This is a genomic window from Pseudomonas sp. F2, from assembly GCF_057174385.1.
The window spans coordinates 1999252-2021997 of record NZ_CM169904.1; the positions used below are offsets into that span (position 1 = coordinate 1999252).

Sequence of the window (22746 nt, forward strand, 5' to 3'; positions counted from 1 at the left end):
CACTCAAAATCCGTGCCCCGTTTAACGAGGCACGGATTGTTTCATTCACCGGCAAGCATCGCCGGCACGGTAAACCGAAACTCCGTGCCCTCACCCGGCTCACTGCTGGCCTCGATGCGTCCGCCGTGAGCTTCAACAATCCCCTGCGTGATGTACAGACCCAGTCCGGTTCCGGTCGGGTTGCCCTCCTTCACCGTCCAGTAGCGGTCAAACACCCGCGCCAGGTTTTCCTTGGGAATGCCTTCACCGGTATCGCGCACGGTAAACACGATTTCCTTGCCGTCAGACTTGGCCAGCACGCCCACCGAACCTTTGCGCGGGGTGAACTTGATCGCGTTGCCGATCAGGTTCGACAGCACCTGAAACAGGCGCTCCGGGTCGGCATGGATTTTCAGGTCGGGGTCGGCCTGGAACGAGATGCTGATGTCCTTGTCCAGCGCCAGCGGCCCCAGCAGGGATTGCGTTTCCTCGAACATCTGCCCGACGTCCAGGGTCTGCGGGGCGATGGTGTAGCGCCCGGCGTCGATTTTCGAGGTATCGAGCAAGTCTTCGAGCAGCGTGTTCATCCGCCCCGCCGCCTGTTGCATGGTGTCGATCGCGGTGGAGATGCGCCGCGAAGTGTGCGGGCCGTCGGAACTGAAGGTCTTCTGCATCATGCCGCAGAGCATGGAAATCACGGTCATCGGATTGCGCAAGTCGTGGGAAACCACTGCCACCAGCTCATCCCGGGCGCGCACCGCTTCCTGCTCGCGGTGCACCTGCCGGGCCAGGTCGTTTTCCAGTGCGGAGCGGCGCAGGTCATTGGCCGCAAACAGATCGCCGTGGCTCCACTTGGTGGAGATCCCGGCCATCTCGACTTTCCAGATTTCGAACGAAGTGCGCGGGCGCAGACGCAGGCCGGCATCGGAGTTTTCCAGGTCCAGCGGCTTGCGCGGATCACCGCTCCAGTTGATGTTCTCCTTGACCTCGGGGCGGAACCACAACACGCCGTTGTCCACCGGTTTGGGCAGGCTCATGGCGAGCACGCCGCTGGCCACTTGCTGAAACTGCGCGGCCGGCGGGTAGACGCTGGCCAAATGATGACTGGCGAACACCGGCTCGCCGGTTTCCTGCAGCCACTTGTGCAGGGCGCGAATGTCTTCCGGTTCCGGGCAGTTGCCGTAACGGTGCAACTGCTTGTCTTCGATGATCGCAATGCCCCCGGCCCCGGCCAGTGCCATCAACACTTGCGGCTGTTGCGCCAGGCCATCGAAGACGTTTTGCGGCGAGTCGATCATGGCCTGATTGAGCAATGCCAGTGCCTCGACCTTTTCTTCCCGCTGACGGCTGAGTTCCAGCGCCTCCATCGCGCTGATCTGCAGCGACAGCACCTGACCGATGGTCTGACAGGCACTGCGCAACTCGTGCGGCACATGCAGCGGCTGGCGGTTGCCACAGCTGATCAGGCCCCAGAGTTTGTCACCCTTGAGCAGCGAGATGCTCATCGACGACAGAACGCCCATGTTTTTCATGTACTGACAATGAATCGGCGAGACACTGCGCAGGGTGGCGAAACTCAGGTCCAGCGGGGTCTGGGTGTCCGGGCGCAGCTTGGGCACCAGCGGCACTGGCTGATAATCGGCATTCGGGATGATCCGCAGCCAGTTGGTGCGGTACAGCTCGCGCGCTTGCTCGGGGATGTCCGAAGCCGGGAAGAACAGGCCGTTGAACACTTCCATCGACGGATCGGACGCCTCGGCGATCACCTGGCCGTGGCCCTCCTCTTCGAAGCGGTAGATCAGCACCCGGTCGTAACCGGTCATCGCCTGGATTTCCTTGACGCTGATGTCATACAGCGCCTGCAATGTGGTGGCTGCCTGCAAGCGCTGGAGCATGCGTCCCAGATGGGTCTGGTTGCCGGCGACGTTACGCGGCTGGAAGTTTTCGACGTGGATTTCCAGTTCCAGAATCAACACGCCTTGATGACGGTGCAGCAAACCTTCGAATGCGGTGCCGTTGAGGCGGAAATGCAGCGGTCCGGCATCGGCAAATACCGGTTGTTGCAACGCCTCGCGCACGACCGCCGCGTGCGTCTCACCTAGCAATTCGTGCAGTGGCTGGCCGATCAGTTCTTGCGCCGGGCGTGCCAGCAGGGTCTCGACGTTGGCGCTGATCTGAATGATGTCCAGCGCCGGCTCGCTCAGGGTCAGCAACAGGCCATGGGGCTGGATGGCACCCGGAAAGCGGATCGGTTCGTCGGCACAGTTGGCCAGCAGTTCTTCAAAGGCTTCTTGGTCTTGCGGGTTCATGCCAGTACCTCCCGGCTTTCGAGCCAGCGCTCGAAACAACTGAATGTGGATTGGGCCGCCGCAACCACGGCTTCACGTTCATCCGCACTCAGCGGTCGACTGCCCAGGTAATCAATGAAATCGCGCCAGCGGCGGCCGGTGGCAGCGCCGTAAACGTCGAGGAATGCCGCGCCGTTGTCGGCGTCCAGACGCAACCGCGAAGCGATTTCGCGACGCAGGATCTGCCCGCCGAGGGTTGCCCCTTCCAGCACGTACAGCACACCCAGGCAAGTCGGCCCGGAGTCGATCACGGGCAACGTCTGACACTGTGGCAAACGGACGATGGTCTCGGTCGTGAGGCCCAGAGCCTGCAAATCATCGAGCAAAATCTGCGATTTGAGGCGTGGCGCAAGATCGAAATCCACCGGGATCGCGCCGCTGTCGAGCAATGCGTTTTCCAGTGGCCGATAAAAGCCGTAATAAGCCTGCATCAACCGTACGAAAGCCTTGAAATCGAGGGTATTGGAGAAAAAAGGAAGACGTTTTTCCAGTGCGATGTGCAGTTCGGCAGTGCCGGCTCGCAGATCTTGCAGCACCGGCGGCACATAAACTTCACGGGCCTTTGCTTGCATGTAAATCGCTCTTGGTGGGGCCGCTTCGGGGCCGGCAGGGTGTTTGCAGCTTTGGACGAATATTACACGGCAAACGCCTTTTTCTGACTTGGCGCATAGATTTTTCTGACGAAACCAGCGCCTTCAGACTTTTGAGAGTTCCGGCCAATCGGAAAAGTTCGACTGGATTGAAGGAACTGCCAAGGCTGTACCGCGACAGCGCCGCGCGACTGTATGGGTCAACGCGGCCGCCGCCTGTGATAAAAAAGCGGCATCGCTTCTGGAGCCCACATCCATGGATCTCGCCACGCTTACGCTGTTTCTGCCGGCCTGCTTTGCCTTGAACATGGCCCCCGGCCCGAACAATTTGCTGTCGGTCAGCAATGCCACCCGCTATGGCTATCGCCGGGCCTGCGCCGCCGGTATCGGGCGGATTATCGCGTTCGCCGGGATGATCGCCCTCGCCGGCGCCGGACTGTCAGTGGTGCTGCAGACCTCGGAATGGCTGTTCCATGCGATCAAGATCATCGGCGCGGCGTATCTGCTGTACCTGGCCTGGCAACTGTGGCGCGCCAATCCCGAGGCCGAGCAGCAAGTGGCGGGAGCGTCGGTGGGATTCTGGCGCCTGGCGCGTCAGGAGTTTCTGGTGGCGGCGGGCAATCCGAAAGCGATTTTGCTGTTCACCGCGTTCCTGCCGCAATTCGTCGACCCGAGCCGCCCGGTGCCGGCGCAATTCGCCGTGCTCGGTACACTGTTCCTGCTGCTGGAATGGATCGCGATCGGTGCCTATGCGTGGATGGGTCTGCATATGCGCCGCTGGTTCGCCGAGCCGCGCGGTAAACGGATCTTCAACCGGTGCTGTGCAGGGCTGCTGTCGGCGGCCGCTTCAGTGCTGTTGTTCGCCAAGCGCGCTTAAGCCTCGGACGGGCCTTTGAGTTCGACCTGATTGCCGTCCGGGTCGAAGCAATACAGCGACAGGCCGTAGCCTTCGGCGCCGAAGCGTCGGGCGGCTTTTTCCACGGTCAGACCGTGTGCCTGCAAGTGCTCGGTCAGCGCAAATTCATCGAACGGCTCGATGCGCAGGCAGAAGTGATCGACGTTGCGCCGCTCGGTCCCGGCGGCACCGCCGCCCTTCCTGCCCAGCTCGCCTTGCAAGTCGACGAGATCGATCATCGAAGTCCCGGCGCGCAGGTGCACCAGACCCAGCGGCTCGTTGTGCCTGACCACCTCGGCACCAAAGACCTGGCAGTAAAAATCGATACTGCGCTGCAGATCGGCGACGCGCAGGACGATGTGATCAATATGTTGAATCGAAAACGGATGCATAAACTCGACACCTCACCCACTCTGTAGGAGCTGCCGAAGGCTGCGATCTTTTGCTTTTGATTTTAAGAAACAAGATCAAAAGATCGCAGCCTGCGGCAGCTCCTACACGGTAGTTCAGAGGTTCTGGAAATTCACTGTCGATTTTTCGGTGGAGCCATCGAAATCCTGGATTTAAGCTCTGGCCATGAACATACAAACCGCACTGCTGCCGCCCCACGCCGAGATGGTTCGCGCCATGCTCGAACGCGACACCGCCTACGAGGGGGTGTTCTTCACGGCCGTGAAAACCACCGGGATCTTCTGCCGCCCCAGTTGCACGGCGCGCAAGCCGAAGCCGGAAAACGTCGAATTTTTCACCCATGCCGATGAGTGCCTGAGCGCCGGTTATCGCGCCTGCCTGCGCTGCAAGCCGCTGGACGCTGCGGCCATCGCGCCCGATTGGGTGCAGCGCCTGCTCAAAGCCGTCGATGCCGACCCCGAAATGCGCTGGAGCGACGCCCAGTTGCTGGCCGAAGGCATCGAACCGCTGAAGCTGCGGCGCTGGTTCAAGCAGCACTTCGGCATGACCTTCCATGCCTGGCTGCGCACGCGCCGGCTCGGCATGGCGCTGGGTGGCATTCGCCAGGGCGCCTCGATTGATCACGCGGCATTTGATTCCGGCTATGAATCACTCAGCGGTTTTCGTGACGCATTCCAGAAATCCTTCCACATCACGCCGGGACGCGCGGCCAACAGCGAACCGCTGCTGTTCACCCGCCTGACCACACCACTGGGGCCGATGATCGCCATGGCCGAACGTCGGGGACTGGTGTTACTGGAGTTTCTCGACCGCCCGGCGCTGACCCGCGAGGTTGAGGAATTGCAGGCCCGTCACGGCTACGTGGTCGCACCGGGGCACGATGCCCATCTGCAGCAGATCGAACAACAACTGAAGGAATACTTCGCCGGTACCCGCAGTGTCTTCAGCGTGCCACTGCACCTGCCCGGCAGCACGTTCGACCGGCAAGTCTGGAACGAACTGCTGAACATCCCCTTCGGCCACACCAGCACCTACGGTGCCATCGCGGCACGTTTGGGCAAACCCGGCGCCAGTCGCGCGGTGGGGTTGGCCAACGGGCACAATCGGTTGTCGATCGTGGTGCCGTGCCATCGGGTGATTGGCGCGGATGGCTCACTGACCGGCTATGGTGGTGGGCAGCCGCGCAAGGCGTTTCTGCTGAGGCTGGAAAACGCTGCGGTGCAGATCACACAACCCCTGGCTTTCTGACACTTCGCTCCACTCACAAGAAGGGATTTCGATGAACGCGCTCGACACTCGGTTCCACCAGTTACACCAGGAAGGTCTACTGATCCTGACCAACGTCGCCGACGCCACTGGCGCGCGACTGGTCGAGCACGCGGGCGGTAAAGCGGTCGCGACCAGCAGCGCGGCAGTCGCGTGGGCGCATGGCTACCCAGACGGCAACACCCTGCCCCTTGAACGGTTGATTTCAACCGTGGAATCCATCGCGCGGGTGATCCAGGTGCCGCTGAGCGTGGACATCGAGGCCGGTTATTCCGATGACCTCGGGCGCGTGACCGAAGTCATTGATGCGGTGCTCGCTGCCGGTGCGGTCGGGATCAATATCGAGGACGGCAGCGGCGCCCCGGAACTGTTGGCACGCAAGATCGAAGTCGCCCGCGAAGCCGCTCGCAAGCGCAATGTGAAGCTGTTCATCAACGCCCGCACGGACGTCTACCTCAAGGGTCTGGTACCGGCTGAGGATCGCGTCGCCGAAACCCTGCGCCGTTCGGCGTTGTATCAGGCGGCTGGGGCTGATGGGCTGTTTGCCGCTGGCGTGACCGCCGCTTATGAAATCGAGGCAATCTGCAAGGGCACGTCACTGCCGGTGAACGTGCTCGGCTTCGCCTGCCTGCCCTCGCCGACCGAGCTGCACGCCCTGGGCGTGCGGCGCTTGAGCGCCGGGTCCGGGATCGCCGAATTCCTCTATGGCGCGATGGGTGCTCTGGTGAAAAGCTTCCTCGCCAGCGGCAAGCTCGATACCCATGATCTGAAGGCGCTGACCTACGGCGAAGTCAACGGTCTGCTGAAATAGCATGCCGGATCGTTATCAGGCGGCCAGTGAGTTTCTGGCCGCGCTCGACGAGGACTGGCAACGCCACATTGCCGCCGTCGGCCCCTGCCTGCATCAACCGCACCCGACGCGTGATCCGTATCAGTCGCTGGTGCGGGCGATTGCCTATCAGCAACTGCACGCCAAGGCCGGGGACGCGATTGTCGGGCGCCTGGTGGCGTTGTTTCCCGGACAGACGTTTCCCCGGCCTGAACAGATTCTCGCGACCGACTTTGATCAACTGCGCGGCTGCGGCTTTTCGGCGGGCAAGATTGCAACGATTCAGGGCATCGCCCAGGCAACGCTGGACGGCGTGGTACCGGACTACCCCACCGCGCTGGCGATGGACGACGAGACGTTGATTGAACGTCTGGTCAGCCTGCGCGGGGTTGGCCGCTGGACGGTGGAGATGCTGCTGATCTACAGCCTGGAGCGCATGGATATTTTGCCGGCGGATGACTTTGGCGTGCGCGAGGGCTATCGCCGATTGAAGGGGCTGGAGGTGCAGCCGACGCGCAAGCAAATGATCGAGATCGGCTTGGCGTGGAGCCCGTATCGGACGGTGGCGGCCTGGTATTTGTGGCGCGTACCCAAACCCCTGTAGGAGCCGCCGCAGGTTCGGGCCGCGATCGGACGATCTTTTGATCTTGCTTTCAAGAGATCGCAGCCTGCGGCAGCTCCTACAGGGGAATGCATTGCAAAGGCGGGAGCGAGCCTGCTCGCGAAGGCACCAGTTGATTCAATCTCAAATCACAGACCTGACTTCAACTTGCTGAACGCCCGAATCAAAGCCCGATTGAACGCCTTGCCATTGTCGTTCTTGCTGTACAGCGAAGCCCGCACCGCCGCTGACGGATACGTCCCCGGATCATTGCGGATCGACGCGTCAACCAAAGCATTCGCCGCCGTGATCGCATTGGCGTAGTGGATGATGTCAGTGATCGGCGCGATCACCTCAGGCGTCATCAGATAATCCATCAACGCCAGCCCGGCCTGCGGATGCGGCGCATCCTTGGGAATGACCATGGCGTCAAACCAGATCAACGTACCTTCTTTGGGGATGCGGTAACTGAGCTGGAACGGCTTGTTCGCCGCTTGCGCCTGCCCTGCTGCAATCGCCACGTTGCCGTTCCATGACATCGCCACGCAGGTGTTGCCGTTGGCCAGGTCGCTGATGTTCAGGTCGTTGTCGAAGTAACGGATGTACGGGCGGATCTTCGCCAGTTGCTGCTCGGCGAGTTTCAGGTCATCGAGGTTCTGCCGGTTGATGTCCAGGCCCATGTACTTCATGACCGCCGCGAACACTTCGTTCGGATCGTTGAGCAGACTGACCCCGCAATCGGCAAATTTCGCCACCACGGCCGGGTCAAACAGCATCGCCCAACTGTCGGTCGGCGCCTGCGGCAGACGCTGCTTGATCGCCTGTTCCTGATAGCCCACCCCCGTGGTTCCCCAGGCGTAAATCCCGGCGTAGCGGTTGCCCGGATCGAACACCGCCATGTGCTGGCGAAACTCCTCGCCAACCCCGGCAAAGTGCGGCACTTGCGCCTTGTCCAGCGGCTGGATCGCACCACTCTCGATGGCCCGCGACAGGTGCTGGCCGGCGGTCAGCACCAGGTCATAACCGCTGCGCCCGGTGAGCAGTTTGGTTTCCACGGTTTCCAGCGAATCGAAGTGATCGGCGACCACCTGAATGCCGGTCTGCGCTTCAAAATTCTTCAGCGTATCCGGGGCCAGGTACTCGCCCCAGATGTACAGATTGACCACCGGTCTGGCGGTGTCGGCGGCCTGCACACACAGGGGTGCGAGCACCAGCAATAACGCTTGAGTCAGTTTGTGCAGGCCCATCATCACACCCCCTTGATGTTTGGCGTGCCGGCGTATTGCGGCATGGTGATGCACGCGACGTTGCCGCCGCCGAGAAGGATTTCCCTGGAGTTTTCGATGCCGACAATCTGGTGCTGCGGGAACAGTTCGGCCAGGGTCGCCATGGCCACTTGATCGTTGCGATCACCGAACAGTGGCACCACGATCGAACTGTTGCCGGCGTAGTAGTTGATGTACGACGCGCAGATTCTGGTGCCGGCCTGACGGGTGTGGGTGCTGTCCTGCTGATCGAGGCCTTCGGCTTCCTCGGCGGTCCACTCCAGCACGTCCGGTTGCGGCAGTTTGTGCACGATCAACGCGCGACCTCGACTGTCGCGGGTGCTGCGCAGGATGTCGTAGGCCTCCTGATAGATTTCCCATTGCGGGTCATCGCGGTTGTCAGTCCATTGCAACACCACTTCGCCGGGGCGCACGAAGCACGCGAGGTCATCGACATGGCCATCGGTTTCGTCGAACTTGCAGCCGCGCGGCAGCCAGATCACCTGTTCGGCGCCAAGGTAATCGGTCAGGCGCCGAGTGACCTCGTCCTTGCCCAGATGCTGGTTGCGATTGCGGTTGAGCAGACATTGCTCAGTGGTGAGGATGCTGCCCTGACCGTCACTCTGGATGCCGCCGAGTTCGGCAATCAGCGGTGCGCGGTAACGGTCGAAGCGTTCGATTTCGAGGATCTTGCTGGCGATCTGGTCGTCCTTGTCCCACGGGTAATACAGGCCACCGTCGAGCCCGCCATACGCGTTGAACTCGAAGTCGACGCCACGCACTTCGCCGCTTTCATCATTGACCACAAAACAGGGGCCGCTGTCACGAAACCAGGTGTCGTTGCAGGTCATCTCGACCACGCGCACTTGCGGCGGTAATTGGCGGCGGGCGGTGGCAAATTGCGCGGCGGAGGCGCAGACCGTGACCGGTTCGCTGTAGGAGATGGCGGTGACGATCTGCACCCAGACTTTCTGCGCCGGTTTCGCGCCGTTGCGCCACACGTCGGTGCGCTCCGGCCAGCCTAGCCAGCAGCCGGATTTGGCTTCGAATTCGCCGGGCAGACGGAAGCCGTCGTGTTTGGGGGTGGAGTCGAGCAAACGTGCCATGGTCAAACCTCGTCTTGGGTGGGGAATGACCACAGGCTAAGGTCGCGGCCGGCAGGCTCGCCAACGATGATTATTGCGGAACCGTTGAATTCAACTCATCAATCGCTCAACTGATCGTTGAACCATTCGAGCATCTGCGCCACCGCCGGACGCTCCAGCCGCAGCCGTTCGCAAACCAGCGCGTATTGGCCGAGCGCGGTCATGCTCGCGCTGAACGGCCGCACCAGTCGCCCGCTCAGCAGGTCCTCTTGCGCGGTGAGGTTGTCGCCCATCGCCACGCCCTGCCCCTGCGCCGCCGCTTCCAGCGCCAACCCGGCATGGGCGAAATACAGCTGACGCTGCGGGCGCAGATCGCCGGCGTGGCTGGTGAGCCACGTTGTCCAGGTCTTGCCATCCTGATCGTCGTGCAGCAGGCAATGGCGCACCAGGTCCTTCGGCGACTTCAAAGCGCCCTGGTTGAACAGCCCGGGGCTGCACACCGGGAAGAATTGCAGCGCCGGCAACGGCCGCACGAAGCAGGAACTGCTGTCGACAGGTCCGGTGCCATAGGTGATCGCCAGATCAATGTCCTCGCCGGGCGCGCTGGCGTCGATCGGCTGTTCGTAGAGATGCAGGGTGATGTGCGGATAGCGCGCATAGAAATCGGTGAGGCGGTTCACCAGCCACTTCTGCGCCAGCTCGGCGGTGACCGCCAGACGCACGACCGCCAGCGAGGATGGGTCGCGCAGTTCATCGCAGGCCTCGCCGATCAATTCAAAGGCCTGCTGCAGGCTCTGCATCAGGCGCCCGGCGGCGATGGTCGGGCGGATCTGCCGGCCTTCGCGGATGAACAGCGAGACGCCGAGCTGCTCTTCGAGCTGACGGATCTGGTGGCTGACCGCGCTGTCGGTGACGCACAACTCGGCGGCAGCCCGGCCGAAATGCGCGTGGCGGGCGGCGCATTCGAAGGTTCTGAGGGCGGCCAGTGAGGGGAGTCTTCGCATGGGTTGGGGTGCCTTTTTTGGGGACATGCTGACCGGGCTGGCGGTGGGCGTCCAGTGCGACCGAGTTATCGTTCATCGCTGGCAAGCCAGCTCCCACAGGTTTTGTGTCGAACGGCAAAGTCGCGCACACCAAAAAATCCACTGTGGGAGCTGGCTTGCCAGCGATGGCGTCGGCACATTCACACAATTCTTCTAGGCTCATTCAAACCCATCCAGCCAACCGGAGGCCCCTCATGCACCTCGAAGGCTCCTGCCACTGCGGCGCCGTCACCTTCAGCCTGACCAGCGCCCATCCCTATCCCTATCAACGCTGCTACTGCTCGATCTGCCGCAAGACCCAGGGCGGTGGCGGTTACGCGATCAACCTGGGTGGCGACGCGGCCAGCCTCAAGGTTCAGGGGCGCAAGCACATCAGCATCTACCACGCGAAGATGAAGGACGAAGGTGACAAACGTGCCCATCGCAGCACAGCCGAACGGCATTTCTGCTCACAGTGCGGCAGCGGTTTATGGTTGTTCAGCCCTGAGTGGCCGGAGCTGATTCACCCGTTCGCCTCGGCCATCGATACGCCGCTGCCGGTGCCGCCGCAACACACGCATTTGATGCTGGGGTCGAAGGCGCCTTGGGTCGAAGTGGATGCCAAGCCCAAGGACAAACAGTTTGCGGTGTATCCCGAAGAGTCGATTGCGCAGTGGCATGAGCGCTTGGGGCTGGTCAAATGAGCATGGATTTGCGCTGGCTTTGATGGCCCAATCGCTGGCAAGCCAGCTCCCACAGGTTCCTCGGCGTACACAAAACCTGTGGGAGCTGGCTTGCCAGCGATAGGGCTGGAACCGACAACGCAGATCAGTCCAGATGCGCCCAGGTCATCCGGAACGACGCCCCACCCCACACCGATTCCCCGACCTCGACCTGCCCGCCATGGGACTGCGACACCCGTCGCACCAACGCCAGGCCCAGCCCAAAGCCACCGGTACGCCGGTCGCGGCTGGCATCCAGTCGCGAGAACGGTTCGAAAATTTTCTCCCGGCCCTCCACTGGCACCCCCGGGCCATCGTCGTTGACCCGCACTTCGTAGTAATCGCCGCTGCGCACCAGCGTCACTTCGACTCGCTGCTCGGCATAACGAATGGCATTACGCAGCAGATTGATCACCGCCCGCGCCATGAACCGCGGCTCAATGCGCACGGTGTCGAGCCGGCAGTCACCAATCAGCAACTGCACCCCCGCCGCTTCCGCCTCCAGTGCAACGCTACCGACCACGCTGTCGAGCCAGTTGGCCGCTTGAATGTTTTCGCGCTTGATCACCGTCGCACCGCGTTCGAGGCTGGCGTAGGTCAGCAGTTCGGAGACCATTTCTTCCAGCTCGCCGAGGTCGGCGTACATGTCGGCGATCAGTTCGCGGTTCTGGTTGGCATCCGGCTGTTGCTTGAGTTGGTCGAGTTCAAACGACAGCCGTGCAATTGGCGTACGCAATTCGTGGGAGACCGCGTTGGTCAGCTCGCGCTGATTGGCGATCAGGCTCTCGATGCGCGCCGCCATCAGGTTGAAGTGTTCCGCCAGATCGCGGATGTTCGAGCGTTTCGACAGTTGAATGCGCACCGACAGATCGTTATCGCCAAAGCGCTCGGCGGCCAGACGCAGTTTTTCCAGATCGCGCCAGTGCGGGCGTACCCAGAAGAACAGGACGATGCCGATCAGCACCGCGAGCATCGCATAAGCCACCGCGATGTAGAACGGCATCAGGCTCGGCTCGGGCGGCAGCTTGATGCTGAGCAGTTGCGAGCCACCGTCGATGTTGCTGATGAACTGGGTGTAGTTGTCGCGGATCACCAACAGGTTTTGCGCCAGTTCGGCCTTCTCCTCGGTGCTGAGGTCCAGTTGATCGGCTTCGATCAGCTTCAGCGACAAGCCGTAGTGCGGGCGCAACGCTTCCAACTGCTGTTCTCGGGCCGCGCCTTGCTGATCGCGCATGTGCTCGACCAGTGACCACGCCTGCCCGCGCACCGCCTCACGGTTGTAGGCCTGCATCTGGTTGTCGAGCAACGCGTTGAAGGTGTGTTCGACAGTTTGCAGGGCCAGGACCAGGCCCACCGTCATCACCAGAAACAGCCCGAGGAATAACCGCAGCATCTACAGCTCCCACGCGAATGGATTGAACAGGTAACCCTTGCCCCACACGGTCTTGATGCACACCGGCTCACGGGGATTGTCCTTGAGTTTGTTGCGCAACTTGCTGATGTACACGTCGACGCTGCGATTGAGCCCGTCGAAGGCGATACCGCGCATGCGGTTGAGAATGTCATCGCGGGACAGGGTTTTGCCGGCGGCGCTGGCCAGCAGCCACAGCAGCTCGAATTCCATGGTGGTCATTTCGATGATCTCGCCAGCCAGCCGCACTTCGCGGCAGCTGCGGTCGATGCTCAAGCGGCCGAATTCCAGCGCACTGACCACGCCGGCCTCCGGCATCTGCCGACGCTGCAAGGCGCGTAGCCGGGCGAGTAATACCGGCGGCTTGATCGGCTTGATCACGTAATCGTCGGCGCCGGATTCCAGGCCGAGAATGTGGTCGAGGTCGTCTTCCTTGGCGGTGAGGATGACAATCGGCGTGTCCGACACGCTGCGAATTTCCCGGCACACGTGCAGCCCGCTCTGCCCCGGCAGCATCAGATCAAGCACCACCACTTTGGGCTGGAATTCGAGAAACGCGGCCACTGCCAGATCACCGCGATGCACCGCGCGCACCTCGTAGCCATGCTGCTCGAGAAAGTGCGCAATCAGCGTGGCCAGACGTTCATCGTCTTCGACCAGCAGGACTTTGCCAAAACCCAGGTTATCCATAACGACCGTCTGCCAACCCATGTGTGAAATGGTCGACAGTATGGCGGCAATCGTTCGCAAGGCGTTGTTTCGGGCAACAAAAACAGGCCGCAGGGGCCGGTTTTCGGTGATATTTCATACTCTTAAGAGTTTTTAACAAGTAGGAGCTGCCGAAGGCTGCGATCTTTTGATTTTTGAAACAAGATCAACAGATCGCAGCCTTCGGCAGCTCCTACAGGTTATGCGGCAGCCGGCACACCGCTGTGAAAGCGGAACTCGTCGTCCGGCGACTCGATCAGTTCCTGCTCGGCAGCACGCACCTTGTCGATCACCTGAGCGATGTCCTTCGCGTCGCCGTACTGGTAAGCCAGTTTCAGATAACCCTGGAAGTGCCGCGCCTCGCTTTTCAGCAGGCCGAAATAGAACTTGCCGAGTTCTTCGTCCAGATGCGGCACCAGCGCTTCGAAACGCTCACAACTGCGCGCTTCGATGAATGCGCCGACCACCAGCGTATCCACCAGTTTCACCGGCTCGTGGCTGCGCACCACTTTGCGCAGTCCCGAGGCGTAGCGCCCGGCGTGCAGCTGGCGCAGCTCGATCTTGCGGCGTTTCATGAGGCGCATGACCTGTTCGTGGTGCACCAGTTCTTCCCGGGCCAGACGCGACATCATGTTGATCAGGTCGACGTGGGAATGGTACTTGGCAATCAGGCTCAGCGCGGTGCTGGCGGCCTTGAACTCGCAGTTCTTGTGGTCGATCAGCAGGGTTTCCTGATCGGCCAGTGCCGCCTGGACCCAGGCGTCGGGCGTGCGGCAGCCAAGGAATTCGTGGATTTCGGGAAGGATCATGAGGCTCACGGTAAAAGGTGTACGAGCAAAGGCCGCCGATTATACCGGCCTGCCCGCAGACCACCAGTCGCAGGCGTTGATATGCATCAAGTCGCAGGCGCATGAGCAGCAACTATAGTTGTGCAACGCCGTGCCTTTTCTTTGCTGGAGACTCCGCTCATGCAAGCCATTCGCAGCATTCTGGTGGTCATCGAACCCGAACACTCGGAAAGCCTGGCGCTAAAGCGCGCCAAGTTGATCGCCGGCGTGACCCGGGCCCATCTGCACCTGCTGGTGTGTGACCGCAAGCACGACCATGCCGGCATGCTTGGCGTGCTCAAAGCCGCGCTGTTGGCGGATGGCTACAGCGTGACCACCGAACAGGCATGGAACGAAAGCCTGCACGAGACCATCATCGACGTGCAGCAGGCCGAAGGTTGCGGGCTGGTGATCAAACAGCACTATCCCGACAGCGCGCTGAAAAAGGCCCTGCTGACCCCGGCCGACTGGAAACTGCTGCGCCACTGCCCGACTCCGGTGCTGTTGGTGAAAACATCCACCTCCTGGAAAGACCGAGTGATTCTTGCGGCTGTGGATGTGGGCAATGCCGATGGCGAACACCGGCATTTGCACACCACGATCATTGATCATGGCTACGACATTGCCAGCCTGGCCAAGGCGCATCTGCATGTGATCACGGCGCATCCGTCGCCCATGCTCTCGGCCGCGGATCCGACCTTCCAGCTCAAGGAAACCATCGAAGCGCGGTACCGCGAGCAGTGCAAGGCGTTTCAGGCCGAGTTCGATGTGGACGACGAGCATTTGCATATCGAGGAAGGCCCGGCGGATGTGTTGATTCCGTTCATGGCGCACAAGCTGCAGGCGGCGGTAACCGTGATCGGCACCGTAGCGCGCAGCGGGTTGTCAGGCGCGTTGATCGGCAATACCGCTGAAGTGGTGCTGGATGCACTGGAAAGCGACGTGCTGGTGCTCAAGCCGCAGGAGGTTGAGGATCATCTGGTGGAGTTGGCGGTGAAACACTGAGGATTACGGTGCCTGAACCAGCGCCTTCGCGAGCAGGCTCGCTCCCACCGTTGGAATGCATATCCCTGTGGGAGCTGGCTTGCCAGCGATAAGCGGTGGGTCAGTCAACATTGATATTGGATGCACCGCCCTCATCGCTGGCAAGCCAGCTCCCACAACATTTGCATTTCACTCCGATCATTGTGGGAGCGAGCCTGCTCGCGAAGCTGCTAGGCGCCGAAGGCGTCCTTGAGAAAGCCCGGTGCGATATAGCGCTGATAATGCGCTTCCGACAACAGGAAGAATTCCCGATCAATGGCATCACGCAGTTCCGGCAGGTTCCAGTCGCGGAACTCCGGCAGCAACACCATCCCGTAGGCCTCCAGATTAATGATCACCCGCGCCCCGCGAGCGATCAGCTGATAGGCCCAGCAATATTCCGACTGATGCGGTACAAAGCGGATCTTGCGCTGTTCCAGCTGCTGGCGCAGACGCGCCGAATCGAAGATCTCGACCTTGCTCGCCATCACTTGTGACAGCAATTGCTCCAGACGCAACCACACTGCACGCTTTTCCTCCTCGCCGTAACCGTTCCAGTGGATCACTTCGTGGTGGAAACGCTTGCAGCCACGGCACACCAGATCTCCGTAAACAGTGGAGCAGAGGCCGACGCAGGGGGTCTTGATGGTCTGATTGGGCATAAATTGGCAAAACACTGAAACGCGGAACAGGTCGGCATGTTAGCCCTTTGTCGGCCATTGATCACCCCTCAAACGTCAGGGGCAAGCGCTGGATCGCGGTTTGGCGCGCCCGTGCACAACGCCACCAAAGTCCAATAGAGCGCGACTTACCTTTAAATTTTTTTTGCCGTAGAATCAGCCAGCCTTTTAAGGCGCCAATGTCCGTTAGAAGCTGTTTTCAAAGCGTCACGAGCACAGTCGTTCCTTCAGAGCGGTGTTGGCGAAGGGTTTTTCCAGCGGGGAAAAGCCCAACGCCAACCCTCATCAGCTCCCCGTTCTGCAGGCGTAAAACTTTGAAAGCAGCTTCTGTAAGGAATTGCCGGTAATTCTGGCCAAACGACTCACAACGTCGTGCGGTGCATGAGTACGGCAATTTCGGGATGAGCGTCCCGGACACCCATTTGGGACCACTGATGAGGGTAATAACTGTGCTTGAAGCCTACCGCAAACATATCGAAGAGCGTGCAGCCCTGGGTATCGTTCCCCAGCCGCTTAACGCCGAACAAACTGCAGGCCTGGTCGAGCTGCTGAAGAATCCTCCGGCTGGCGAAGAAGCTTTCCTCGTTGACCTGATCACCAATCGCGTACCACCAGGAGTGGACGAAGCCGCTTATGTCAAAGCCGGTTTCCTGTCGGCCCTGGCCAAAGGCGAAGTCACCTCCCCTCTGCTGGACAAGAAACGCGCTGTAGAACTGCTCGGCACCATGCAGGGCGGCTACAACATCGTGACCCTGGTTGAACTGCTGGACAACGCCGAGCTGGCGCCAGTGGCTGCCGAAGAACTCAAGCACACCCTGCTGATGTTCGATGCCTTCCACGACGTGGCTGAAAAAGCCAAGAACGGCAACGTTCACGCCAAGGCCGTGCTGCAATCCTGGGCTGACGGCGAGTGGTTCAAGAAGCGCCCGGTGCTGGCCGACAAGATCAGCCTGCGCGTGTTCAAGGTCACCGGCGAAACCAACACCGACGACCTGTCCCCGGCACCAGACGCCTGGTCGCGTCCTGACATCCCGCTGCACGCCCTGGCCATGCTGAAAATGGCCCGTGACGGCATCGTTCCGGACGAGCAAGGCAAGACCGGCCCGATGAAGCAGATCGAAGAAATGCGCGGCCAGGGCTTCCCGATCGCCTACGTCGGTGACGTGGTCGGTACCGGTTCCTCGCGTAAATCGGCGACCAACTCGGTGCTGTGGTTCTTCGGCGACGACATCCCTTACGTGCCGAACAAGCGCGCTGGCGGTTTCTGCTTCGGCAGCAAAATCGCTCCGATCTTCTACAACACCATGGAAGATGCCGGCGCACTGCCGATCGAGTTCGACGTGTCGAACATGAACATGGGCGACGTGATCGACCTGTACCCGCACGCCGGCAAAGTCTGCAAGCACGGTACCGACGAAGTCATCACCACCTTCGAAATGAAGACCCCTGTGCTGCTGGACGAAGTCCGTGCCGGCGGTCGTATCCCGCTGATCATCGGCCGTGGCCTGACCGAGAAGGCTCGCGCCGAACTGGGTCTGCCTGCGTTCGACCTGTTCAAGAAGCCGGAAGCACCGGCTGAAAGCACCAAGGGATTCACCCTGGCGCAGAAAATGGTCGGCAAGGCGTGCGGTCTGGCAGAAGGCAAAGGCGTTCGTCCTGGCACCTACTGCGAACCGAAAATGACCACCGTAGGTTCTCAGGACACCACCGGTCCAATGACCCGTGACGAACTGAAAGACCTGGCGTGCCTGGGCTTCTCCGCTGACCTGGTGATGCAGTCCTTCTGCCACACCGCGGCGTATCCGAAGCCGATCGACGTGACCACCCACCACACCCTGCCTGACTTCATCATGACCCGCGGCGGCGTTTCCCTGCGTCCGGGCGACGGCATCATCCACTCGTGGCTGAACCGCATGCTGCTGCCGGACACCGTAGGTACCGGTGGTGACTCGCACACCCGTTTCCCGATGGGCATCTCGTTCCCGGCCGGTTCCGGTCTGGTCGCGTTCGCCGCTGCCACCGGCGTCATGCCGCTGGACATGCCGGAATCGATCCTGGTGCGCTTCAAAGGCAAAATGAAACCTGGCATCACCCTGCGTGACCTGGTTCATGCCATTCCTTACTTCGCCATCCAGAACGGTCTGCTGACCGTCGAGAAGAAAGGCAAGAAAAACGCCTTCTCCGGCCGCATCCTGGAAATCGAAGGCCTGGAAGGCCTGACCCTGGAACAGGCATTCGAACTGTCCGACGCCTCGGCCGAACGTTCGGCTGCCGGTTGCACCATCAAGCTGTCGAAAGAGTCGATCACCGAGTACCTGCAGTCCAACATCACCCTGCTGCGCTGGATGATCGGCGAAGGCTACGGCGATGCACGTACCCTGGAACGTCGCGCGCAAGCGATGGAAGCCTGGATCGCCAACCCGCAACTGATGGAAGCCGATGCCGACGCCGAATACGCCGAAATCATCGAAATCGATCTGGCCGAGATCAACGAGCCAGTTCTGTGCGCGCCGAACGATCCGGACGACGCCCGTCTGCTGTCCAGCGTCGCTGGCGAGAAGATCGACGAAGTGTTCATCGGTTCGTGCATGACCAACATCGGTCACTTCCGCGCTGCCGGTAAACTGCTGGACCAGGTCAAGGGTCAGCTGCCAACCCGTCTGTGGCTGTCGCCGCCGACCAAGATGGACGCTCACCAACTGACCGAAGAAGGCTACTACGGCATCTACGGCAAGGCCGGCGCACGCATGGAAATGCCAGGCTGCTCGCTGTGCATGGGTAACCAGGCACGCGTTGAGCCGAACAGCACCGTGGTCTCGACGTCGACCCGTAACTTCCCGAACCGTCTGGGCGACGGCGCGAACGTCTACCTGGCTTCGGCCGAACTGGCGTCCGTGGCTTCGATCCTGGGTCGCCTGCCGACCGTCGAGGAGTACATGGAATACGCTGGCAAGATCGACAGCATGGCGGCCGACGTTTACCGCTACCTGTCCTTCGACCAGATCGCCGAGTTCCGTGAAGCGGCTGCGAACGCCAAGATTCCGGTCGTTCAAGCCTAACGCGACACTGCAATGAAAAACGCCGCCCATCGTGAGATGAGCGGCGTTTTTTTATGCGTGCTCTGTTCCACATCATTCCTTGTAGGAGCTGCCGAAGGCTGCGATCTTTGCTCTTGATCTTAAAAAGCAAGATCAAAAGATCGCAGCCTCCGGCAGCTCCTACAGGGAGGCGTCAGATTTCAAGGCTTGCTGCACCGCCCCATCGACGCTCAGCCCGCTGAGTATCACCCCGTTGGCCGTCACCTCCGGCAACGCCTCCAACACGGCCAGCGCTTCCTGTTTGAGCCGCGCCAGAATCAGCCGCTTGCCCTCCTGATGCACCCGCAGGAAAAACGCCTGCATCGCCTCGATACTGGTACCGTCCAGGTCCGGGGTTTCCTCCAGACTGAGGATCACCGTGTGTACCGGCGCGTCCGAATGACGAATCAAATGCAGCGCCGCACCGAGAATCCGCTCCACATTGGCGAAAAACAATGCCTCACTGGGCCGCACAATCAGCACTCCCGGCTCAACCGTCGCCGTTGGATGTCGCTGCAAATCGACAAAATCGTGCCCGCCGTCGATCCGCCCGAGCACCTGAATGTCCGCCGCCGACATCTGTTTGAGCATCAGCAACACGCTGATCGCCACCGACACCAGCAAGCCGTCGAGAATGCCCAGCACCAGCACCGCCCCCACCGCGCACATCACCAGCAGCCGATCCCGGCGCCAGACGAAGTAGCGCCCCAGCGGCTGCAGACTCAAGCCACGCGCCAGCGCATGAATCACGATGGCCGCCAGAATCGGCTCCGGCGTCAGGGCGATCCACGGCAACACCGTCAGCACGATCACCAGCACCACCAGCGCCGCCACGCCACCGGCCCAGCGTGACGTCGCCCCGGCCGCCTCGTTCGCCGACGTCGCCGAATACCCGGCCCCCGCCGGCATGCCATGGAACAACCCGGACAACAGATTCGAGGCCCCCAGCGCCAGCAGATCACGGTTGGAGGTCACACGATCACCGTGTTTGAGGGCGAACGCACTGATCGAGCCGTACGACTCTGCATACAGAATCATCACCAGCGCGAACCCCACCTCACCCAGCCGCAGCCAGTCGGCAAACGGCAGCACCGGCAGATTCGGTACTTCCAGGCTCAGGTCGATCAAGCCGATCAACTTCACACCGTGAGCCGGAAGGTTCAGCCATTGCCCGGCGACGATACCGATCACTACCACCAGCAAACCGCCGGGCACTCGTGGAAAACGGGAGAACAGGCTTAACAACAGCAGCGCCACCGCGGCGACAACGGCCGCCGACCAGTTCCATTGCGGCAGTTGTTCGAGCAATTGCGGGGCGAAGCGCACCAGATTGGCATCGGTCAGGTGCACGCCGACCACGCTGGCGACCTGTTTGAGGATGATCGTCAGCGCCAGGCCGAAGGCGAAACCGCGCAATACCGGTTTGGCGATAAACGAAGTCACGCTGCCGAAGCGAAAGATCCCCGCCAGCAAGAACAGCCCACCGGTGACCAGTACCAAGCCGACCGCCAGCGTCGCGCGTAACTGCGGGTCGCCATTGGCCATGGTCGCGGTGGTCGCCGCCAGCACCGCCGCTGACGAAGACGTGGCCGAGACAATGGCAAAGCGGCTGGTGCCAAACAGTCCGTAGCAGAGCAATCCGGCAAACAGGGCAATCACGCCGGCCTGCGGCGCCAGCGCGGCGATGGTCGAATAAGCGACCGCTTCGGGCAAGAGCAGCCCGGCAATCGACAGGCCGGCGAGGATGTCACGCCAGCGATTGGTGGGTTCTACCGGTTGGGCCGTACTCGACAATCCACTGTCTCCAGACAAAAAAAAGCCGCTGTGCGCATCACGCACAGCGGCCACTGTAGCTGAGTCTCTGGCGCTTTGGCTTATGCCGTCAGCGAATAAATCAACGCCGAAATCGCCACCAGACCTACGGCGGTGACAAACACGTTCGACGCCTGACCGCGATAGCGCGCCATCGCCGGTACTTTACGGATCGCGTACATCGGCATCAGGAACAGAATCGCAGCGATCACCGGGCCACCGATAGTCTCGATCATCCCGAGAATGCTCGGGTTCAGGGTCGCGACGATCCAGCACACCACCAGCATGAACGCCGCCACGATGCGATCCAGCGCCTTGGCACCCGGACGCTTGCCGCTCTTGACGATCAGGCCCTTGAGGCCTTCGCTGGCGCCGATGTAGTGACCGAGAAACGACTTGGAGATCGCCACAAACGCAATCAACGGCGCCGCGAACGCGATGGTCGGGTTGCTGAAGTGGTTGGCCAGGTACGACAGGATCGACAGGTTCTGCGCCTTGGCTTCGGCCAGTTGTTCCGGCGACAGGGTCAGCACGCAACTGAAGACGAAGAACAGCACCATCACCACCATCAACAGGTGGGCACGGCAGAGGATCTGCGAGCTGCGCTGGTCAGCGTTGACACCGTAACGACGCTTCTGATCTACCGCAAACGCCGAGATGATCGGCGAGTGGTTGAACGAAAACACCATGACCGGGATCGCCAGCCACAGGGTGTGCAGCAGCGCCGACGGTGCCGGCACTTGCGAGGCGGTGGAAAGAATGCCGCCGTTCCAGTGCGGAATCAGGTACACCGCGAGGAACAGCAGCGCAACGATGAACGGATACACCATCAGGCTCATCGCCTTGACGATGGCTTGCTCGCCGCAACGCACAACGGCGAGCAGGCCGAGGATCAACACGAACGACAGCAGCGCGCGCGGTGGCGGCGTGATGTGCAGTTGGTGTTCAAGGAAACTGGCGACCGTGTTGGTCAGGCCGACGCTGTAGATCAGCAGGATCGGGAAGATGGCGAAGAAGTACAGCAGGGTGATCAGCGCACCGGCCTTGATGCCGAAATGCTGCTCGACCACGTCAGTGATGTCGGCGCCTTCGCGACCGGAGAGGACGAAGCGGGTCAGGCCCCGGTGGGCAAAGAACGTCATCGGGAAGGCCAGCAGCGCGAGGATCACCAGCGGCCAGAAGCCACCCAGACCGGCGTTGATCGGCAAAAACAGGGTACCGGCGCCAATGGCCGTCCCGAACAGTCCCAACATCCACGTGGTGTCATGGCGATTCCAGCTCGACAGTTCAGCTGGTGCTGCCGCTTCATAGCGTTCGTCGACGCTATTGGCCTGATCATTCATCCGGTCGGATCTCCGCATTCCGGTCACTTGCCACTCGGTCGGGACGCGTCGGAAAAAACCGACAGACATGCTCCGGCCGAAACAGGGGCGCGATTCTCCGTGATAAATGAGCAGAAGCAAAGACTTAGCTGAGGAATGGTTGTACGGAGCAGATCAGCGGGTTGTCGTTTTCGGGAAAATAGCTGTCGGTTTCGGATAAGTGAAATGTCGTTTTTCGACAAGTTTCAGCGACAACTCCACCGGCAAGACGATCAGATTGATCGAGCGAGGAGAAATCCGAGTGACATGCAAAACAGGCCGAACGCCAGCATTCCCCAGATTGGGTACATATCGCCCTTGTTTTTGATGCGCATTCTTTCAACGTCCTCATCGTATTCTCGATCTGCCCGATCAATCATGGCCTGACGGTCAAATGTACTCATGGTGATTTCCTTTTTAGAGAGTGGGTTTGAATGGTACAAACGCGAACACTTAAAACTTGAGTGAAAGTCCTACTACAGCTGCTGTTGCGGTCAACACCCCAGTGACTACCGCAAACGGATAAAAATACGTATCCCACCTCAACTTCTTTTCTTCCGCTATAAGCTTTTTTCTCTCGGCCGCCAGTTTCCGTATTTCACTCATTATCCTTTCGAGTTCCAGGTGTTCTCGATTGTTTTGAAGCATTTGCCTTCCTTGGCTGTTGGTAGTCACTGCCCGAGCTACTTTGTGTCCCCATGATTTCGCGTTCATCACCATTCCGGTAGCAGACGCATCTGCCAAATTCGTAGGCAAAATCCGCGAAAAACGTAGGTAGCCTCGTACAAAAACAGCGGCGAGCTCATCACCCCACACTTTCAATCTGGCCGACAT

General features: G+C 60.8%; 21 protein-coding genes. 7 read left to right on the forward strand and 14 right to left on the reverse strand.

Going from position 1 to position 22746, the window contains the following annotated elements:
- Positions 1-41: 41 nt before the first annotated feature.
- Together AC193Q_RS08640 and AC193Q_RS08645 are read right to left on the reverse strand one after the other, a co-directional pair.
- Positions 42-2288, reverse strand: a complete 2247-nt coding sequence (locus tag AC193Q_RS08640) for an ATP-binding protein (RefSeq protein WP_483879430.1) — start codon at positions 2286-2288, stop codon at positions 42-44.
- On the reverse strand, positions 2285-2899 hold the full coding sequence (locus AC193Q_RS08645; RefSeq protein WP_483879431.1) for a biliverdin-producing heme oxygenase: 615 nt from the start codon (positions 2897-2899) through the stop codon (positions 2285-2287). The genes AC193Q_RS08640 and AC193Q_RS08645 overlap by 4 nt, the downstream gene beginning before the upstream one ends.
- A 274-nt stretch (positions 2900-3173) precedes the next feature.
- Between AC193Q_RS08645 and AC193Q_RS08650 the strand changes: the two genes are divergently transcribed.
- Positions 3174-3794 carry a LysE family translocator gene (locus tag AC193Q_RS08650; RefSeq protein ID WP_182404348.1) on the forward strand — a complete coding sequence of 207 codons (621 nt, stop codon included), beginning with the start codon at positions 3174-3176 and terminating at the stop codon, positions 3792-3794.
- On the opposite strand, the gene AC193Q_RS08655 is transcribed toward AC193Q_RS08650, so the two are convergent.
- On the reverse strand, positions 3791-4204 hold the full coding sequence (locus AC193Q_RS08655; RefSeq protein ID WP_047293663.1) for a VOC family protein: 414 nt from the start codon (positions 4202-4204) through the stop codon (positions 3791-3793). The genes AC193Q_RS08650 and AC193Q_RS08655 overlap by 4 nt on opposite strands.
- A gap of 184 nt (positions 4205-4388) precedes the next feature.
- Between AC193Q_RS08655 and AC193Q_RS08660 the strand changes: the two genes are divergently transcribed.
- Genes AC193Q_RS08660 through AC193Q_RS08670 form a run of 3 tightly spaced genes read left to right on the forward strand, consistent with a single transcriptional unit; the run spans position 4389 to position 6922 of the window.
- Positions 4389-5471 carry a bifunctional transcriptional activator/DNA repair enzyme AdaA gene (locus tag AC193Q_RS08660; protein WP_182404347.1) on the forward strand — a complete coding sequence of 361 codons (1083 nt, stop codon included), beginning with the start codon at positions 4389-4391 and terminating at the stop codon, positions 5469-5471.
- A gap of 31 nt (positions 5472-5502) precedes the next feature.
- Positions 5503-6300, forward strand: a complete 798-nt coding sequence (locus AC193Q_RS08665; RefSeq protein WP_047293658.1) for an isocitrate lyase/PEP mutase family protein — start codon at positions 5503-5505, stop codon at positions 6298-6300.
- 1 nt (position 6301) lies between these two features.
- A complete protein-coding gene (locus AC193Q_RS08670) occupies positions 6302-6922 on the forward strand; it encodes a DNA-3-methyladenine glycosylase family protein (protein ID WP_121185964.1) in 621 nt (206 codons plus the stop codon).
- A 146-nt stretch (positions 6923-7068) separates the two neighbouring features.
- On the opposite strand, the gene AC193Q_RS08675 is transcribed toward AC193Q_RS08670, so the two are convergent.
- The 3 genes from AC193Q_RS08675 to AC193Q_RS08685 form a co-directional block, all read right to left on the reverse strand.
- Positions 7069-8166 carry an extracellular solute-binding protein gene (locus tag AC193Q_RS08675; RefSeq protein ID WP_483879628.1) on the reverse strand — a complete coding sequence of 366 codons (1098 nt, stop codon included), beginning with the start codon at positions 8164-8166 and terminating at the stop codon, positions 7069-7071.
- A gap of 2 nt (positions 8167-8168) precedes the next feature.
- Positions 8169-9290, reverse strand: coding sequence for an agmatine deiminase (gene aguA, locus AC193Q_RS08680; protein WP_182404345.1), 1122 nt, complete (start codon positions 9288-9290; stop codon positions 8169-8171).
- A 98-nt stretch (positions 9291-9388) separates the two neighbouring features.
- Positions 9389-10273, reverse strand: coding sequence for a LysR substrate-binding domain-containing protein (locus tag AC193Q_RS08685; protein ID WP_047293650.1), 885 nt, complete (start codon positions 10271-10273; stop codon positions 9389-9391).
- 233 nt (positions 10274-10506) lie between these two features.
- On the opposite strand from AC193Q_RS08685, the gene AC193Q_RS08690 reads away from it, so the two are divergent.
- The gene (locus AC193Q_RS08690) at positions 10507-10995 is read left to right on the forward strand and encodes a GFA family protein (RefSeq protein ID WP_047293648.1); all 489 of its coding nucleotides are present in this window, start codon (positions 10507-10509) and stop codon (positions 10993-10995) included.
- Between the two features lie 124 nt (positions 10996-11119).
- Here the strand turns inward: AC193Q_RS08690 and AC193Q_RS08695 are convergent, their stop codons facing one another.
- From AC193Q_RS08695 to AC193Q_RS08705, 3 genes are all read right to left on the reverse strand, one after another.
- Positions 11120-12406, reverse strand: coding sequence for an ATP-binding protein (locus tag AC193Q_RS08695; RefSeq protein ID WP_182404344.1), 1287 nt, complete (start codon positions 12404-12406; stop codon positions 11120-11122).
- Complete coding sequence (locus AC193Q_RS08700; RefSeq protein ID WP_027613172.1) at positions 12407-13114, reverse strand: response regulator; 708 nt, start codon at positions 13112-13114, stop codon at positions 12407-12409. It lies immediately after the preceding gene.
- Between the two features lie 218 nt (positions 13115-13332).
- Positions 13333-13941, reverse strand: coding sequence for a MiaE family protein (locus AC193Q_RS08705; RefSeq protein WP_047293644.1), 609 nt, complete (start codon positions 13939-13941; stop codon positions 13333-13335).
- Between the two features lie 159 nt (positions 13942-14100).
- Here AC193Q_RS08705 and AC193Q_RS08710 point away from each other — a divergent pair, with 159 nt between their 5' ends.
- Positions 14101-14964 carry a universal stress protein gene (locus AC193Q_RS08710; protein WP_182404326.1) on the forward strand — a complete coding sequence of 288 codons (864 nt, stop codon included), beginning with the start codon at positions 14101-14103 and terminating at the stop codon, positions 14962-14964.
- Between the two features lie 209 nt (positions 14965-15173).
- Here the strand turns inward: AC193Q_RS08710 and AC193Q_RS08715 are convergent, their stop codons facing one another.
- Entirely contained in the window at positions 15174-15644 is a 471-nt protein-coding gene (locus AC193Q_RS08715) for a DUF1289 domain-containing protein (RefSeq protein WP_041067373.1), read from the reverse strand.
- A gap of 467 nt (positions 15645-16111) precedes the next feature.
- Here AC193Q_RS08715 and acnB point away from each other — a divergent pair, with 467 nt between their 5' ends.
- Complete coding sequence (gene acnB / locus AC193Q_RS08720; protein ID WP_041067375.1) at positions 16112-18721, forward strand: bifunctional aconitate hydratase 2/2-methylisocitrate dehydratase; 2610 nt, start codon at positions 16112-16114, stop codon at positions 18719-18721.
- A 159-nt stretch (positions 18722-18880) separates the two neighbouring features.
- Here the strand turns inward: acnB and AC193Q_RS08725 are convergent, their stop codons facing one another.
- The 4 genes from AC193Q_RS08725 to AC193Q_RS08740 form a co-directional block, all read right to left on the reverse strand.
- Positions 18881-20533, reverse strand: a complete 1653-nt coding sequence (locus tag AC193Q_RS08725; RefSeq protein WP_483879432.1) for a SulP family inorganic anion transporter — start codon at positions 20531-20533, stop codon at positions 18881-18883.
- An 80-nt stretch (positions 20534-20613) separates the two neighbouring features.
- A complete protein-coding gene (locus AC193Q_RS08730) occupies positions 20614-21894 on the reverse strand; it encodes an HAAAP family serine/threonine permease (protein WP_047293638.1) in 1281 nt (426 codons plus the stop codon).
- 251 nt (positions 21895-22145) lie between these two features.
- Positions 22146-22316: a hypothetical protein gene (locus tag AC193Q_RS08735; RefSeq protein ID WP_179294976.1), complete on the reverse strand. Its 171-nt coding sequence runs from the start codon at positions 22314-22316 to the stop codon at positions 22146-22148.
- Positions 22317-22365: 49 nt separating this feature from the next.
- Positions 22366-22746, reverse strand: a complete 381-nt coding sequence (locus AC193Q_RS08740) for a hypothetical protein (protein ID WP_401276345.1) — start codon at positions 22744-22746, stop codon at positions 22366-22368.

Excerpts from the sequence above, each read along its gene's own strand:
- AC193Q_RS08640 (WP_483879430.1), bottom strand. The coding sequence starts at position 2,288 with ATGAACCCGCAAGACCAAGAAGCCTTTGAAGAACTGCTGGCCAACTGT.
- AC193Q_RS08645 (WP_483879431.1), bottom strand. The coding sequence starts at position 2,899 with ATGCAAGCAAAGGCCCGTGAAGTTTATGTGCCGCCGGTGCTGCAAGAT.
- AC193Q_RS08650 (WP_182404348.1), top strand. The coding sequence starts at position 3,174 with ATGGATCTCGCCACGCTTACGCTGTTTCTGCCGGCCTGCTTTGCCTTG.
- AC193Q_RS08655 (WP_047293663.1), bottom strand. The coding sequence starts at position 4,204 with ATGCATCCGTTTTCGATTCAACATATTGATCACATCGTCCTGCGCGTC.
- AC193Q_RS08660 (WP_182404347.1), top strand. The coding sequence starts at position 4,389 with ATGAACATACAAACCGCACTGCTGCCGCCCCACGCCGAGATGGTTCGC.
- AC193Q_RS08665 (WP_047293658.1), top strand. The coding sequence starts at position 5,503 with ATGAACGCGCTCGACACTCGGTTCCACCAGTTACACCAGGAAGGTCTA.
- AC193Q_RS08670 (WP_121185964.1), top strand. The coding sequence starts at position 6,302 with ATGCCGGATCGTTATCAGGCGGCCAGTGAGTTTCTGGCCGCGCTCGAC.
- AC193Q_RS08675 (WP_483879628.1), bottom strand. The coding sequence starts at position 8,166 with ATGGGCCTGCACAAACTGACTCAAGCGTTATTGCTGGTGCTCGCACCC.
- aguA (WP_182404345.1), bottom strand. The coding sequence starts at position 9,290 with ATGGCACGTTTGCTCGACTCCACCCCCAAACACGACGGCTTCCGTCTG.
- AC193Q_RS08685 (WP_047293650.1), bottom strand. The coding sequence starts at position 10,273 with ATGCGAAGACTCCCCTCACTGGCCGCCCTCAGAACCTTCGAATGCGCC.
- AC193Q_RS08690 (WP_047293648.1), top strand. The coding sequence starts at position 10,507 with ATGCACCTCGAAGGCTCCTGCCACTGCGGCGCCGTCACCTTCAGCCTG.
- AC193Q_RS08695 (WP_182404344.1), bottom strand. The coding sequence starts at position 12,406 with ATGCTGCGGTTATTCCTCGGGCTGTTTCTGGTGATGACGGTGGGCCTG.
- AC193Q_RS08700 (WP_027613172.1), bottom strand. The coding sequence starts at position 13,114 with ATGGATAACCTGGGTTTTGGCAAAGTCCTGCTGGTCGAAGACGATGAA.
- AC193Q_RS08705 (WP_047293644.1), bottom strand. The coding sequence starts at position 13,941 with ATGATCCTTCCCGAAATCCACGAATTCCTTGGCTGCCGCACGCCCGAC.
- AC193Q_RS08710 (WP_182404326.1), top strand. The coding sequence starts at position 14,101 with ATGCAAGCCATTCGCAGCATTCTGGTGGTCATCGAACCCGAACACTCG.
- AC193Q_RS08715 (WP_041067373.1), bottom strand. The coding sequence starts at position 15,644 with ATGCCCAATCAGACCATCAAGACCCCCTGCGTCGGCCTCTGCTCCACT.
- AC193Q_RS08730 (WP_047293638.1), bottom strand. The coding sequence starts at position 21,894 with ATGAATGATCAGGCCAATAGCGTCGACGAACGCTATGAAGCGGCAGCA.
- AC193Q_RS08735 (WP_179294976.1), bottom strand. The coding sequence starts at position 22,316 with ATGAGTACATTTGACCGTCAGGCCATGATTGATCGGGCAGATCGAGAA.
- AC193Q_RS08740 (WP_401276345.1), bottom strand. The coding sequence starts at position 22,746 with ATGTCGGCCAGATTGAAAGTGTGGGGTGATGAGCTCGCCGCTGTTTTT.